The following is a 13,562-nucleotide window of genomic DNA, read 5'->3' as shown; positions in this document are numbered from 1 at the left end:
GAGGGACTCGCGCGCGCGGAAATGAGGAGCGGCCTTCCCTGGAAGGCCGCTCCTCATGAAGCCGGGAGGTTACTCTTCGCTCGGCGCGCCCGCCGTCACGAGCTTGCTCGCGCGGCCTTCCTTGATCGCGGCGAGCACGCGGTCGCGGATCTCCTGCTCCATCTCGGGGCGCTCCGAGATGAACTGAATGGCCTTTTCCTTGCCTTGCCCGATGCGCTCGTCACCGTACGAGTAGAACGAGCCCGACTTCTTGATGATCTCGAAATCGCTGGCGAGCGTCACGAGGTCGCTGAGTTGATCGAAGCCCTTGCCGTACATCAACGTGAGCTCGACTTCCTGGAAGGGAGGCGCGACCTTGTTTTTGACGGTCTTGATCTTGACGGTGTTGCCGACAGCGTCGTTCCCGCTCTTGACAGGCTGGCCGATCTTGCGAACGTCGAGGCGCACGGACGCGTAGAACTTCAGCGCGCGACCGCCGGTCGTCGTTTCCGGGTTGCCGTACATCACGCCGATCTTTTCGCGCACTTGGTTGATGAAGATCGCGGCGGTGTTCGTCTTGGAGAGGATCGCCGTGAGCTTGCGAAGCGCTTGCGACATGAGGCGCGCTTGCAGACCGGGCAGCGAGTCGCCCATTTCGCCTTCGATCTCGGCGCGCGGCGTGAGCGCCGCGACGGAGTCCACGACGACGATGTCCACGGCGCCCGAGCGTACGAGCAACTCCATGATTTCGAGCGCTTGCTCGCCGTTGTCAGGTTGCGACACGAGCAAGTCGTCGGTGTTCACGCCGAGGGCGCGGGCGTACACGGGATCGAGCGCGTGCTCGGCGTCGATGAACGCGGCCGTGCCACCTGCCTTTTGCGTCTGCGCGATGATCGAGAGCGCCAGGGTCGTCTTGCCGCCCGACTCGGGGCCGTAGATCTCGGTGACGCGACCCTTGGGAATGCCGCCCACGCCGAGCGCTACGTCGAGGCTGAGGCTGCCCGTGCTGATGGTTTGCACGTCGAGCTTGCTTTCGGCGCCGAGCTTCATGATGCTGCCCTTGCCGAACTGCTTTTCGATTTGGCTCATGGCCGTCTCGAGCGCTTTGAGCTTGTCCTTATCCATGGTGTGCCTCCTGAGGCGTGGCGGGAGTGGGGGCCGCCGAGAAGTCGAAGTGGGAAACCGTGTCGTACTGCGGACCGGACTTGTGAAGGACGCTGTGGAAGAGCACGAGACGCTGAGCTTCCCACGCGAGGTCGAAGACTTTCGGGGCGCGGCGCGGCGCGGGACCCTTCTTGCGCGCGAGGGTGACGTGGGACTTGAAAGGCTTGTCGTCGAAGGGAACTTGCAGACCGGCGCGAAGTCCGGCGGCGAGCTCGTCGAGCTCCGGGGCGTCCGTCTTCACGAACCAGACCCGGGGGCTGCCTTCGTTGGGAAAATACCCCGTGCCTCTTAAACGTACCGTGAAGGGCGCGAGATGACGCGCGAGATCACGGCCGAGATCGCGAAGATGCGAGACGTCCTTCTCGTCGACGTTCGGCAGGTAGGCGAGGGTGACGTGCAACTGGTCGGACCGAACGGGGCGCCAATTGCCGCGCAACTCGCGCTGCGCCTCGGCCAGAATGGTCGCCACGTCGGTGGGAACCGTGACGGCGTAAAAAAGCCTCACGCGTCCTCCGCTCGCAGCAGACCGCGCAGCAGCAAGGCGAGCGCGCCGTAGGCGGCGCGTTCGCTGCCGGTGCGGCGATCCGTGGGCCACTCGAAGGACGAGGTGCGCTCGAACGTCGGACCCGACACCGCGATCAGGTTGCGCGCCTCGCTCGGCAAGGACACGACGCACCACGTGGCTCGCTCGCGGCCTTGCGCGGCGAGCGCGGCGGCTTCCTCCTCGGTCGCCTCGAAGGCGGGCAGCACGGCGCCACCGACGTAGGCTTCGCTGCGTGCGTCGCTGAGAAGGTCGGCGAGAAGACCGGTGCCTCCCTCGATGCTCGTGACGGTCTCGCCACGCGAAAAGAGGCCTTCGGTGACGACACCCGCGAGGGTCTCGTCATCGCGTCCGTACACGAAGTGCGACAGCTTGCCTTCCACCGTCGCCAAGACCGGCACCGCGAGCGCGCGGGCTTCCTCGCTCGTGGCGGCGCTCGCGGCGACGCGCACGTCCACGCCGTGACGGCGGGCGTACGTGGCGACGCTGGGATTGGCTTGCAAGGTGAGCTCGCCGAGATGCTCGGCGACGTGACTTTCCCCGATGCCCCACGTGTGCAGGGTCGTGGACCACAAGGCGCGCGAAGGCAGGGGAAGGCGAGGCAGGACTTGCTCGGCCCACATCCGCTTCATTTCGCGCGGCGGGCCGGGGAGCGCGACGATCAGCTTGCCGTCCTTGCGAACGAACCAGCCGGGCGCCGTGCCGATGGGATTGGAAAGAAGTTCGGTGCTGGAAGTGCGCCAAGCCTGCTTGGCGTTGGAGTCGGGAAAGGTGCGCCCACGCGATTCGAACAGCGCGCGAATGTGCGCAAGGGTTGCGTCGTCCACGATCGGTGTTTCTCCGATGGCGGCGGAGATGGCTTCGCGGGTGAGGTCGTCGTCGGTGGGGCCGAGGCCGCCGCCGAGGATGACGAGGTCCGAGCGCGACAGCGCGAGGCGAAGGGTTTCGATGACGCGACCGAGGTTATCCCCGACGACGCTCTTGTGATAGAGCGTCACGCCTCGGTTCTTGAGTTCCGAGGCGAGGAAAGCCGCGTTGGTATCGACGATTTCGCCGAGCAACAACTCGGTTCCGACACTGATTATTTCTGCTATCAGCGTAACCACCTCGCGTCAGTATAACAGAAAACGTAGCAAGTGGGGAGGGGGAACATGGCAGGAGTGTACCCTGCGGACTCACGCCTTCACCTCCACGAAGATCGAGCCGCGTTCATGCTCGCGCCCGAAACGCAACGTGCGCGTCGCCACCCGCGCCACGAGGCGGCGGTCGTGCGACGCGAACACGATCGTGCCCGGATACGCACCCAGCACCTTTTCCAACGCCTCGATCGCGACGACGTCGAGGTGGTTCGTCGGCTCGTCCAACACCAGCAGGTGGGCGCGCGTCACGGCAAGTCGGGCGAGTGCCAACCGGGTGCGTTGCCCGCCCGACAGCGACGACAACAGACGCTTGGGATCCGGCGGCAAGCCCAAGCCCGCCAACAACGGATGCAAGTCGGGCCGCCTCAACGCGGGCTGCGCGCCGAGCAGCGCGTCCTCCAACGTTTCGAACGCCGCCAACTCCTCGCCGTGCTGCGACGCGAAGAAGACGTCCAGGCCGTGCCCCAGGATGATCCGACCGCCTCGCGGTTCCAATTGGCCGAGCATCGCCGCGATCAGGGAACTCTTCCCGACTCCGTTCGGTCCGACGAGCGCCACGCGCTCTCCTCGCCGCACCGTGAAGGAGACGTCGTCGAGCAAGACGCGGTCGGCGCGTGCGATCGTCAAGCCCTCCGCCCGAACGACGTCCGACGGGCCCACCGTGACGCTCGGCAAGGGAATGGTGATGCGAAACATGTCCTCGAACGGTTTCTCGACGACCTCCATGCGCTCCAATCGCTTCTCCAGCGCCTTCGCCCGTGACGAGTTGACGTTCTGGGCGTTTTGCCACTTGCTTTTGGCGAGTAACTTGTCGCCGTCCGGTGCCCGCCCGGAATTGAAGGTGTTCGCGCTGCGGGCCTTGCTGCGCCGCCGCCGCATTTCCTCTTCCAAGGCGGCGCGTTTTCGGCGGTAAGCCTCGTAACTTCGCATCCCGGCTTCGCGAAGCGACGCCTTCACCGCCATCGCCTCGTCGAACGACCCGGGATACGCGTGCACCTCGAAGCGCTCGACCTCGTACACGCTCGACACCGTGCGCTGCAAGAGCGCTCGGTCGTGCGACACCACGACGATTCCGGCGGGCGAGTCGTTCAGCCAGCCTTCGAGCCACGTCAAGGTGTCCACGTCGAGGTGATTCGTCGGCTCGTCGAGCAGGAGGAAGTCGGCGGGGGAGAGCAGGAGACGAGCGAGGCTCGCTCGTCGAAGCTGCCCGCCCGACAAGCGCGAGGGAAGCGCGTCGCTCGGCAAGTCGAGGCCCGAGAGGACTTCGTGTGCCCGCGCCTCGAAGTCGTAGCCGCCCAGCACCTGAAACGCCTCCTCGGCGTCGGAGAATGCTTGCAGACACTCGGGCGTCGCGTCGTGAAGGCGCTGCGTCGCCGCGCTCAGACGCTCGCTCGCCGCCCGCAGTTCGGCGGGCATCACGGCGAGCGAGAGCGCCTCTTCGGGAAGATAAACGTGCTGAGAAAGCAGGCGCACGCGGCCTTCGCGCACGACGCGGCCCTCGTCGGGCTCCAACGTACCCGCGAGGAGGTGCAGCAAGGTACTCTTGCCTTCACCGTTCCTGCCGATCAGCGCGACGTGCTCGCCGCGCTCCACCTCGAAATTCACGTGTTCGAACAAAAGACGATCGCCGAAGGACTTGGCGACGTCATGAAGCGCCAATAGCACACTGACCTCCCTGAAAGAGAGAACGAAAGCGGAAACGTTCGTCAGCGGGCTTGCGTCATGAAACCGTGAACTCCTACGAGCGGCGAAAAACGACCCCAGGAAACCTGGATGGTGCCCTCAACGTAGTCGCGATGAGCCGAAACGAACATACGCCGATTGGCCGATCGCTTCGTCGCGCCTCACGCCGAGCACCCCGGACACACGCCGTACAGCGTGACCTCGTGCCCTTCCACGAGATACCCGGGCGGCACGGCCAAGCCTTGCGGCAAGGCGAGCGGGCACACGTCGAGGTCGAACACTTTGCCGCACACGCGACACGCGAAGTGATGATGATGCGGCAAGTCGGCGCGCTCGAACAGCGACTCGCCGTCGAGGTTCACCGAGCGAACCCGGCCGTCCTCGGTGAGCAATTTCAGCGTGCGGTACACCGTCGCGATGCCCAGCCCCGGCAGATCCTGCTGCGCGCGGCACAGCAACTCGGGCGCGCTCAACGGTCCCTCCGCGCGCTCCAAAACGGCCAGGATCGTGTCTCGCTGACGGGTGTTGCGCTGAATCACGAGCGAAGTCTAGCAAACGGGGCAAACATGAGAATGCGAAATCAAGAAGCGCCCGGCGAAGGCCGGGCGTGGGCAACGAACCACCCGTCAGGGAGTTTGTTGAGACGACTTGACGGGCACGGCGCTCGGCTTCGGGGCGTTTTGGGCGTTCCTGGCACGATCGAGCAGCTGGTCGGCCATCTGCTCGAGTTGCGGACGCAGGACGCGGTCTTGCAGCACGCGAATCGCGATCGTCACGACCGCTGCCACGAGCGCGCCGCCGATTCCGCCTTTCTGGCCGCCCTTTTGGACGCGCACCTGCGCCTTGGCGAAGGCCTTTTGTTCCTTGGGGCTCGACGCGGCGTCCACGTAGACTTTGCGCGTGCGCTTGAAGCGGGTGCCCAGCAACAAGCCCAGCAGCAACCCGACGCCGCTCGCTCCGCCGATGATCTTCAGGGGATCTTGCTGCATCTGCGCGTACAAGTTGGCGCGCTCGGCGAGGTCGTCGACCGACCGGCGCAGCCGATCGCGTGAGTCTCCGCGCGAAGGAGTGGAGTTCGGATTCGTCACTTGCGGTCCTCCTTGTCGATCTCATCGAGTTGCGGCTTCGTGCTCACGGGAATTCCGTCGTCCTCGGCCGAGCGACGTCGCGCTCCGGCGCCCACATTCGAGTTCGTCATGTTCGGGTTGTCGAACGTGGACGCGCTCGGCGTACTTCCGATGGGGGACGTGCCCGCCGTGGTATCGGGCGTCAGGACCACGCGGCTGTTCGAAGCGATGGGCGTGGCGGAGGTGACCGACGACGCGCTCGAAGAGGACGTGCTCGAAGAAGAGCTCGTCGCGCCCGAATCGTACGCCGCTCGAGGAGCGCTCGAAGAACCCGAGGACGGCGCGTCGTAACGCTGCGCTTGGTCGCGGGCACGCTCCAAGGCGCGCTCGGCCGAATCGACGCGCTTCTCGCCCTTCTCGACGTTCTTCTCCAAGTCCTTCTCGGCCTTGTCCAGCTTCTTCTCGGCGCGTCCCACGTCTTCGCGGACGAGGTCCTGCTCGGTGGGCGTGTCGTCCTTGACTTCGGCCGTGAGACGGCGAATGCCGAGCATCACGAGGATGCCCGTGACGACGAGCGCGAGAATGGCGATGATGAGGGCGCTGGCCCAAGACGGCAATCCCAAGGCGATGAGGCCGTAGAACAGCGCGAGGATCAAGAAGATCAGCGCGAGCGACAGCGGCGCGGCGGCGGCGAGCAGCAACAACGCGCCCAGGCCCTTTTCCTTGGCGACGTTGCCGACGCGGCGGGCGACGAGGCGAATCTCAGTCTTGACGAGCGCCATGGCGGCGTCGAAAACGTCCACCAGCGCTCCGCCGATGCTTTTGGGTGGTTGTGGTTGCATGTTTCTCGTGCCTCTCCCGTGCGGTTGGCTGCGGTGTGGAGTACGGTCCTTCCGCTGAGGCCCAGCATAATGGTTTAGATGAGAACGGGCGAGCTCTCTAAAGAACAAGTCAAACGCACGCCTCGCAACGAAAGCGTGTTCCTGACGACCGCGCAGCGCAGCAACTTCTCGCCGTTGACCGCGTTGGGCTACCACGCTTGGCGCGCGCGTTCCCTGGGGCTCTTGAGCGGAACGACCTTGCCGCTCGAACGCGAAGCGCGCTTGTTCCTCGCGCACGCCAAGCCTCGTCCGGGCGAACGCTGGCTGGACGTCGGGACGTCTACCGGCTTCTACGCGGGCGTGCTCGCGAGCGCGGAGTGCGACGTCCTCGCCATCGACATTTCGCCTGCCATGCTGCGGGCCGCGTCCGCCCGCGTGCGAAACGACGCCATCGAGTGGGGCCTTTTGAACGTCGAGGACAGCGGCTTGCCGAGCGAGAGCTTCGACGGAATCACCGTGGGCGCGACGCTCGGCGAGACGGCGCGGCCTTTGCTGGCCCTCGCCGAGATGGAGCGCCTGCTCAAACCGGGCGGACGCCTGTGGACGATGTACGTCGCGCGCACGGGCGGCGAAGTGCAGACGTTGCTGAGCCACTTCGGCGGCGCGACCTTCCCCGACCGAGCTCAAGTCGCGGCGGCCCTTCCGGCCTGTTCCTTGCAGACCGCTCTCGAATTCGGACCCGTCGTATTCGAGTTGTACGGCAAGCGAACGTGAGCGACGCCGGAGGAGTTTTGTAACAAAACCAGACGTTTGCCTGGCTGCACTCTCCTACACTTTCGCCAGAGGAGGTCCTTCGTGCGACAAACGATTTTGCCTGCGCCGACGAGCGCCGTGCAGCACTGTCGAGACCTCACGCGGTACCACTCCAAGACGTTCTACTTCGGTTCGCGCTTCTTTCCGAGCCCTCAACGCGCGGCGGTGTGGGCGGTGTACGCCGCGTGCCGGACGGGCGACGACATCGTGGACGAAGGCGATCCGGACGCGGCGAGCGGACAACTGGAAGCGTGGTGGGAAGGCATCGAGGCGGCATACGCGGGCCGAGCGTCGCGCGAGCCGGTCGTGCAGGCCCTGTCGTGGGCGGTGGCTCACTACCCCATTCCCAAGGACGCCTTTCGCGAGCTGTACCTTGGTCTTCGCATGGACCTCGCCGAGCACGCGTACGACTCCATGGCAGACCTCGAGTTGTACTGCCGCCGCGTCGCGGGCGTCGTGGGATTCATGATCGCGCCGATCTCCGGGTACGAGGGCGGCGACGCGACGCTGCAACGCGCCCTCAAGCTCGGTCAGGCGATGCAGCTCACGAACATCCTGCGCGACGTCGGCGAGGACGCGTCGCGCGGACGCGTGTACCTCCCGGCACCCCTACTGCGCGAATTCGGCGTTCGCACGGACGACATTCTGTCGAGCCGCGTCACGCCTCAGTACGAGCGGCTGATGCGTCACCTCGTCAAGGAGGCGCGCGGCTGGTATGCCGACGGACGTGGCGGCATTCCGAAGCTGCACGGCTCGGCCCGACTCGCCGTGGGCGCCGCCGCGAGCGCCTACGAAGGCATCCTCGACGACTTGGAGCGCGCCCGCTTCGACAACTTCAACCGCCGCGCGCACGTCAGCACCCGACGCAAGCTCATGATGCTGCCGAGCGTGTGGTGGAACCTTCGCGGCTCCTCGGCGACTTGAGCGATCAGGCGGGCACGAGCGTCTCGAAAGTCGCGCCAAGCTCTCCGAGGTGATCGAAGAAGTCCGGATAGCTTTTGGCGATGTGCTGCGCGCCCGTGATGACGATGGGTTTGCTCGCCCGGAGGCCGATCAGGGTGAGCATCATGATCATGCGGTGGTCGCCGTGGCCGTTCACGGTGAAGCCTCCCGGAACTTCGCTCGCTCCCGTGATCGAGAGGCTGTCGCGCGTCTCCGTGACGTGCAAGCCGAACTTCTCCAGTTCTCTCCTCGTGTCGCTGATTCGGTCGCACTCTTTGAAGCGCAGCGTCAAGACGTTTTCCCAGGTCGTCGTGCCGCTCGCGAACGCGGCGGCCGCGCTGAGCGCCTGCACGGCGTCCGTGAAGGTGTCGCCGTCCCTCGTGACGGCCTTCAAAGGACGACCGCCGCGCACGGTGACGGTCGTTCCCTCGTGCACCACGTCGGCGCCCATGGCCTTGAGGACGTCGATGGAGGCGCGCTCGCCTTGCAAGTCGTTCGGATCGAGACCGTGCACGCGAATCTCGCCGGGCACGAGGGTGCCCGCGACGAGCAAGGCCGACGACCCCGGGTAGTCGCCCGGCACGGTGACGTCGCCGCCTCGGTACGCCTGCGGACCGGGAATGGTGACGGTGCGAAGGTCGTCGCTCGCCTCGAAGGCGACGCCGAACACCGAGAGGGTGTGTAGCGTTTGGCGTAGGGGCGCGAAGCTCTTGATGTCGCCCGTGAGGTGCAGCGTCAAGCCGCCTTTCAGCAGGGGCGCGAGGAACATCAGGGCGGACGCGTACTGCGACGACTTCTCGGCGCTCACGTGCACGGCGCCGCCGCTGGAAGGGCCGCGCAGGGTGACGGGCAGGGTGCCGCGCTCGCTCTCCACCACGACGCCGAGGGACCGCAGCGCGTCGAAGAGGTCGCCTTGCGGTCGCTTGCCCAAACTCTCGGTGTGGCTCGTCACGAAGGTCGTCTCGGTCGTGAGGGCGGCCACGCCGATCAGGAAGCGCGCGACGGCGCCCGCGTTTCTCGGGTCGACGGTCGTGCCGCTTTTCGGATGCGCACCGAAGCCGCGCACGAGCAACCCGTCTTGATGCGGCGTGAGGGTCGCGCCGAGCGTCGTCAGCCCGTCTTTGAGGGCGGCGGCGTCGTCGCTCGTCGCGGGTCGACGCACGAGCGTGTCGCCTTCGCACAAGGCGGCGGCGAGCAGGAAGCGCGTCGTGTAGTTCTTGGAAGGTTGCGCCGTCACGTCACCGGACAGTCGCGCGGCGGGAAACACCCGAAGGTCGAACGGAGCGTGCATGCAGTGCATCATAGAAAGAAGCTCGGAGGGGCGGGCTCCGAGCTTCTGGACAGGTGGCGTTTACAGGCCCTTGAACTTCCTTGTGACTTCGACCACGCGCCTCGCTTGGAAGCGCATGGATGCCAACGCGTTTTCGTCGGGCGCGACGACGCCGTTCTGGCTCGTCCAAGACGCGCCGTAGGGATTGCCCGCCGCGAACTGAACGGGATCGGCGTAACCGGGCGGCACGATGATGGAGCCCCAGTGGTAGAAGGTGTTGTTGAGCGCGAGGATGGTGCTTTCCTGCCCGCCATGCGAGGTGGCCGAGCTCGTGAAGGACGAGACGATCTTGTCGACGAGCTTGCCTTGTGCCCACAGCGGTCCGGTCGTGTCGATGAACTGCTTGAGCTGCGCGGCGGGCATGCCGTAGCGCGTGGGCGACCCCATGATGATCGCGTCGGCCCACTCCAAGTCGTCGAGGGTCGCTTCGGGAACATGCTGCGTCTCGAGGCGGTGGCCGGACCATCCTTCATTGCTGGCGATCGCTTCGTCGGGCGCGAGTTCGCGAACTTTGCGAAGCCGCACCTCGGCGTCCGCGTCGCGAGCGGCGCTTTCCGCTGCCAAGGCGAGTTGATAGGTGATGCTGGTCGCGCTGTAGTAGATGATAGCCACGTTCACGGTCATACGGAGCCTCCCGTCATGCTTCCTTCAGGGAAGCAATGAAAAGTCAAGGCACTGTACGCCCCAAATCGTTCAACGTCAATCGATCAATCGCACAGGGAGCTCATGAAGTCACAAGCCCAGCGACTCCACGGAGGTCGGCGTGACGCTCTTCGGATCGGGCAAGGCGCACGAGCCGCGTCGATTCATCCACCCCAAACTGTCGAGATCCAAACCGCATCGCCGAATGTACGTCCGCGCGTACGCCTCGGCGAAGCCCTCGCTAGGATCGGCGTAGTACCGACCCCAGCGCTTGCCCTCGTCGTGAAACCCGCCGCTCGAAAGCCCGAGGCGCCGCAAGTTGAGGCAATGCCCGACCTCGTGCGCCACGACGTTCACCTTCTGCCACGGCGTTCCTTTCTCGAAGTACGCTCGGTCGATCTGCACGAAGCACACGCTCCCGAGCGGCACCGAGCATCCCACGCGGTCCGCTGGGCAGAAGTCGAAGGCGGCCGCCGACGTCATGACGTAGTGAATGCGCACGCCGAGCAGTACCGTCCCGTTCTCGCGCTCGGCGGGCGGCAACAGGAAGCACCCGCCGAAGAGCGGCGCCAGCAACGCGAGCGGCCACTTCACGACGCGAGCTCCACGGCGCGCCGCAACACCGCGTCGAACATCGCGGGCGTCAACCGGCCGGTCTGCGTGTTCTGCTGCGACACGTGATACGAATCGAGCAAGGTCGTGCCGTCGGGCAGCGAATGCTCCGCCCCGTGCCCGAACGCGAACTTGGAGGGCGCCAGCCCGAGGAAACGCAAAAAGGCGTCGTGACCGATCTTTCCCAGGGCCAACGTCACGCGGCGTCCCTGTAGCAAGTCGAGCTCCGCGCGAAACCACGACGAGCACCGACCGAGTTCCTCCGGCAACGGTTTGTTGGCGGGAGGCGCGCACCGCACGGGCGCCGTGATGCGCACCCTTCGCACCTCCAGGCCGTCGTCTCGCCGCACGCTCGTCGACTGGTTCGCCAGCCCGACGCGGTGAAGCCCTTCGTACAAGAAGTCGCCCGAGCGGTCCCCCGTGAACATCCGCCCCGTGCGGTTGCCGCCGTGCGCGCTCGGCGCGAGCCCCACGATCACGATCGAGGCGTGCTCGTCTCCGAAGCCCGGCAAAGGCCGCGCCCAGTACTCCTCGTGCCGAAAAGCCGCGCGCTTCACGTCCGCGACCTCTTCGCGCCAAGCCACGAGCCGCGGGCACGCTCGGCAGTTCACGACCCGGGCGTCGAGGTCGGACAAGGAAGACAAAGGGGACGTGATCGTCACGTCCCCAAGATACCCGCCTCGCGCGGCCCTTTTTTCAGAGTGGTCTGAGCGGAGGCGCCACGGTCCTCCTCGCTCGTTGCAGCAGGTACACGCCGAGGAACAGGCCCGCTCCGACCATGTCCAAAACCGGATTCGTCGGGACCAGCAACAATCCCGCCACGATCAGCGCCACCCGTTCGAGCACGTTCGTTCGCCGATGCAAAAAGCCTAATGTGCCCGCCGAGAACGCGCTGAGACCCACGAAGGCCGTCAAGGCGATCCAGATGCCCTCGCCCACCGAGTTCACGCCGATCAGCAGCAGGGCGGGATTGAAGAAGATCATGTACGCCAGCAAGGCTGTACGCATCTCGTAGATGAAGCCTTGGACGCCCGTCTTCACGGGATTGCCGCCTGAAATGGCGGCGGCGGCGAACGCGGCGAGCGCGACGGGAGGCGTGGTGTCCGCCATGATTCCGAAGTAGAACGCGAACATGTGCGCGGCAAGCGGCGGCACGGTGTAGCCCGCCTCCCCGGCGAGCTTCAGTAGCACCGGCACGATGAGCGCCGCCATGACGATGTAATTCGCCGTCGTCGGAAGGCCCATGCCGAGCAGCAGGCAGATAATCTGCGCGAGGAACAGGATCAAGATGAGCTCGCCGGTATTCGCGAAGCTCGCAGGATCTACGCCGACGAAGGTCAACGCGCCGCCGAGGGCGAGAAAGAAATTTCGGAAGATCTCGGACGCCGCACCCAGGATGTCGGCGAGCCCGAACCCGATGCCCGTCACGGTCACCGTTCCGACGATGACGCCGGCCGCCGCGGTCGCGATGGCGATGCCGATCATGTTGCGAGCGCCCGTTTCCAAGCTTCCGACGATCATGTCGACGCTCGCGCGCAGTCCTCGCGTGACCTGCTCTTTGGCGCGCACCGCCTTCCAGACTTCCTGCACGAAGATCATGCCGACCATGACGAAGATCGTGTTGAGGGCCGCGCGTTCGGGCGTGATCTGCAGCACCGCCAGGGCGAACACGAGATACACGACGGGCAGCATGTAGTACCAGCCTGACCGCAGGGCGCCGGCGAGCGGAGGTAACTCGTTTCTCGGCAAGCCCTTGAGGCCGAGCTTCAACGCCTCGATGTGCACCGCCACGAGCAGGGTCGCGTAACACAAGAGAGCGGGCAGGGCCGCCGCGAGGATCAGTTGCGAGTACGGAATTTGCAGGTTCTCGGCCATGATGAACGCCGCCGCGCCCATCACGGGCGGCATGAGCTGACCGTTGCTGCTCGACGCCACCTCGATGCCGCCCGCCTTCTCGGCGGTGTAGCCAACGCGCTTCATCGTTCCGATCGTGATGTTGCCGCCCGTGACGACGTTGCTGACCGACGAACCGCTCACGATGCCGTTGAGGGCGCTCGACACGACGGACGCCTTGGCGGGCCCCCCTCGAAAACTCCCGAGGAGCGCCTGCGCGACTTGCATGAACCAGTCACCCGCTCCCATGCGGTCGAACATCGCGCCGAACAGCACGAACAAGAAGACGATCTGCGCGCTCACGGCGATCGGCGAGCCGAAGATGCCTTCGGTGTTGGCGTAGAGTTGCCCGATCAACTGAGCCCAGTTGAGGCCCGCGTGCAACTGCAGCAAGCGTCCGAGGTCCGCTTCGATCAGACCTCTCGGGCCCGTCAGCGTGTACAGGATGAACACGAGTGCGACGATGCTCATGGCGGGACCGAGCGCCCGCCAACCCGCGATCAAGAGCAGCACGACCGTCACGGAACCGAAGATCACGTCCGTAGGCGTCAGCACGCCGCCCTGCACGGTCGCGATGGACGCGTACTGCACGAGAATCCAGCCGACGCTCGCGACGGCGGCGAGTCCCAGCAGCCAATCGAACCATGGAATGTACGCCTTCTGGCTTTTCTTGAACGGATACACGAGGAACACGAGCGCGAACGCGAACGCGAGGTGCGACGCGCGCTGCAAGAAGGTGTCGACGTTGCCGACGTACGCCATGTAGAGCTGCCACAGCGACCACGCGACGGCCACTACCCCGATCAAGGTGCGCTGCCACCCCACGACCTTGCGTCCACCGAGCTCGACGCTCTCCATGATTTCTTGCGCCCGGGCCTCTCCGGCGTCGGAAGCGCTGTTCGATACGGTCATGCCACCTCCTTCAAATCCATGAAG

14 protein-coding genes are annotated in these 13,562 nt (G+C 65.6%); 2 read left to right on the top strand and 12 right to left on the bottom strand.

What is annotated here, in order from left to right; translation table 11 throughout:
• Window positions 1–69: 69 nt before the first annotated feature.
• From recA to DES52_RS23240, 7 genes are all read right to left on the bottom strand, one after another.
• Window positions 70–1,104 carry a recombinase RecA gene (recA, locus tag DES52_RS08075; RefSeq protein ID WP_110886285.1) on the bottom strand — a complete coding sequence of 345 codons (1,035 nt, stop codon included), beginning with the start codon at window positions 1,102–1,104 and terminating at the stop codon, window positions 70–72.
• Entirely contained in the window at window positions 1,097–1,648 is a 552-nt protein-coding gene (gene thpR, locus DES52_RS08070; protein ID WP_110886284.1) for an RNA 2',3'-cyclic phosphodiesterase, read from the bottom strand. The genes recA and thpR overlap by 8 nt, the downstream gene beginning before the upstream one ends.
• Complete coding sequence (locus DES52_RS08065) at window positions 1,645–2,790, bottom strand: CinA family nicotinamide mononucleotide deamidase-related protein (protein WP_245900817.1); 1,146 nt, start codon at window positions 2,788–2,790, stop codon at window positions 1,645–1,647. Before DES52_RS08065 ends, thpR begins: the two co-directional genes overlap by 4 nt.
• Window positions 2,791–2,859: 69 nt before the next feature.
• The gene (abc-f, locus tag DES52_RS08060) at window positions 2,860–4,488 is read right to left on the bottom strand and encodes a ribosomal protection-like ABC-F family protein (RefSeq protein ID WP_245900815.1); all 1,629 of its coding nucleotides are present in this window, start codon (window positions 4,486–4,488) and stop codon (window positions 2,860–2,862) included.
• Between the two features lie 179 nt (window positions 4,489–4,667).
• The gene (locus tag DES52_RS08055; RefSeq protein WP_110886282.1) at window positions 4,668–5,045 is read right to left on the bottom strand and encodes a Fur family transcriptional regulator; all 378 of its coding nucleotides are present in this window, start codon (window positions 5,043–5,045) and stop codon (window positions 4,668–4,670) included.
• A gap of 87 nt (window positions 5,046–5,132) precedes the next feature.
• Entirely contained in the window at window positions 5,133–5,594 is a 462-nt protein-coding gene (locus DES52_RS08050; RefSeq protein ID WP_110886281.1) for a hypothetical protein, read from the bottom strand.
• A complete protein-coding gene (locus DES52_RS23240) occupies window positions 5,591–6,415 on the bottom strand; it encodes a phage holin family protein (RefSeq protein WP_211317881.1) in 825 nt (274 codons plus the stop codon). Before DES52_RS23240 ends, DES52_RS08050 begins: the two co-directional genes overlap by 4 nt.
• 78 nt (window positions 6,416–6,493) lie before the next feature.
• Here DES52_RS23240 and DES52_RS08040 point away from each other — a divergent pair, with 78 nt between their 5' ends.
• Together DES52_RS08040 and DES52_RS08035 are read left to right on the top strand one after the other, a co-directional pair.
• Window positions 6,494–7,168 (top strand): class I SAM-dependent methyltransferase, encoded by a 675-nt coding sequence (locus DES52_RS08040; RefSeq protein WP_110886280.1) that lies wholly within the window; start codon window positions 6,494–6,496, stop codon window positions 7,166–7,168.
• Between the two features lie 81 nt (window positions 7,169–7,249).
• Complete coding sequence (locus DES52_RS08035; RefSeq protein ID WP_110886279.1) at window positions 7,250–8,131, top strand: phytoene/squalene synthase family protein; 882 nt, start codon at window positions 7,250–7,252, stop codon at window positions 8,129–8,131.
• A 4-nt stretch (window positions 8,132–8,135) separates the two neighbouring features.
• Here the strand turns inward: DES52_RS08035 and aroA are convergent, their stop codons facing one another.
• The 5 genes from aroA to DES52_RS08010 all read right to left on the bottom strand — a co-directional run bounded on the left by aroA (window position 8,136) and on the right by DES52_RS08010 (window position 13,538).
• Window positions 8,136–9,449, bottom strand: coding sequence for a 3-phosphoshikimate 1-carboxyvinyltransferase (aroA, locus tag DES52_RS08030; protein WP_245900845.1), 1,314 nt, complete (start codon window positions 9,447–9,449; stop codon window positions 8,136–8,138).
• A gap of 51 nt (window positions 9,450–9,500) precedes the next feature.
• Complete coding sequence (gene wrbA / locus DES52_RS08025; protein WP_110886277.1) at window positions 9,501–10,103, bottom strand: NAD(P)H:quinone oxidoreductase; 603 nt, start codon at window positions 10,101–10,103, stop codon at window positions 9,501–9,503.
• Between the two features lie 108 nt (window positions 10,104–10,211).
• Window positions 10,212–10,715 carry a hypothetical protein gene (locus tag DES52_RS08020; RefSeq protein WP_110886276.1) on the bottom strand — a complete coding sequence of 168 codons (504 nt, stop codon included), beginning with the start codon at window positions 10,713–10,715 and terminating at the stop codon, window positions 10,212–10,214.
• Complete coding sequence (locus DES52_RS08015) at window positions 10,712–11,395, bottom strand: uracil-DNA glycosylase (protein WP_281268564.1); 684 nt, start codon at window positions 11,393–11,395, stop codon at window positions 10,712–10,714. Before DES52_RS08015 ends, DES52_RS08020 begins: the two co-directional genes overlap by 4 nt.
• Before the next feature lie 34 nt (window positions 11,396–11,429).
• Window positions 11,430–13,538 carry a TRAP transporter permease gene (locus DES52_RS08010; protein WP_110886275.1) on the bottom strand — a complete coding sequence of 703 codons (2,109 nt, stop codon included), beginning with the start codon at window positions 13,536–13,538 and terminating at the stop codon, window positions 11,430–11,432.
• Between the last annotated feature and the right edge of the window lie 24 nt (window positions 13,539–13,562).

Origin of the sequence: Deinococcus yavapaiensis KR-236, assembly GCF_003217515.1 — a bacterium.
Classification (GTDB): Bacteria; Deinococcota; Deinococci; order Deinococcales; family Deinococcaceae; genus Deinococcus_A; species Deinococcus_A yavapaiensis.
Note: the sequence above shows the minus strand (reverse complement) of the source record. Positions and strands in the feature narration are given on the sequence as shown.

Bases quoted from the DNA above. Each gene is read 5' to 3' on its own strand.
- DES52_RS08010 (WP_110886275.1), bottom strand. From the start codon at position 13,538: ATGACCGTATCGAACAGCGCTTCCGACGCCGGAGAGGCCCGGGCGCAA.
- wrbA (WP_110886277.1), bottom strand. From the start codon at position 10,103: ATGACCGTGAACGTGGCTATCATCTACTACAGCGCGACCAGCATCACC.
- aroA (WP_245900845.1), bottom strand. From the start codon at position 9,449: ATGCACTGCATGCACGCTCCGTTCGACCTTCGGGTGTTTCCCGCCGCG.
- DES52_RS23240 (WP_211317881.1), bottom strand. From the start codon at position 6,415: ATGCAACCACAACCACCCAAAAGCATCGGCGGAGCGCTGGTGGACGTT.
- DES52_RS08040 (WP_110886280.1), top strand. From the start codon at position 6,494: ATGAGAACGGGCGAGCTCTCTAAAGAACAAGTCAAACGCACGCCTCGC.
- recA (WP_110886285.1), bottom strand. From the start codon at position 1,104: ATGGATAAGGACAAGCTCAAAGCGCTCGAGACGGCCATGAGCCAAATC.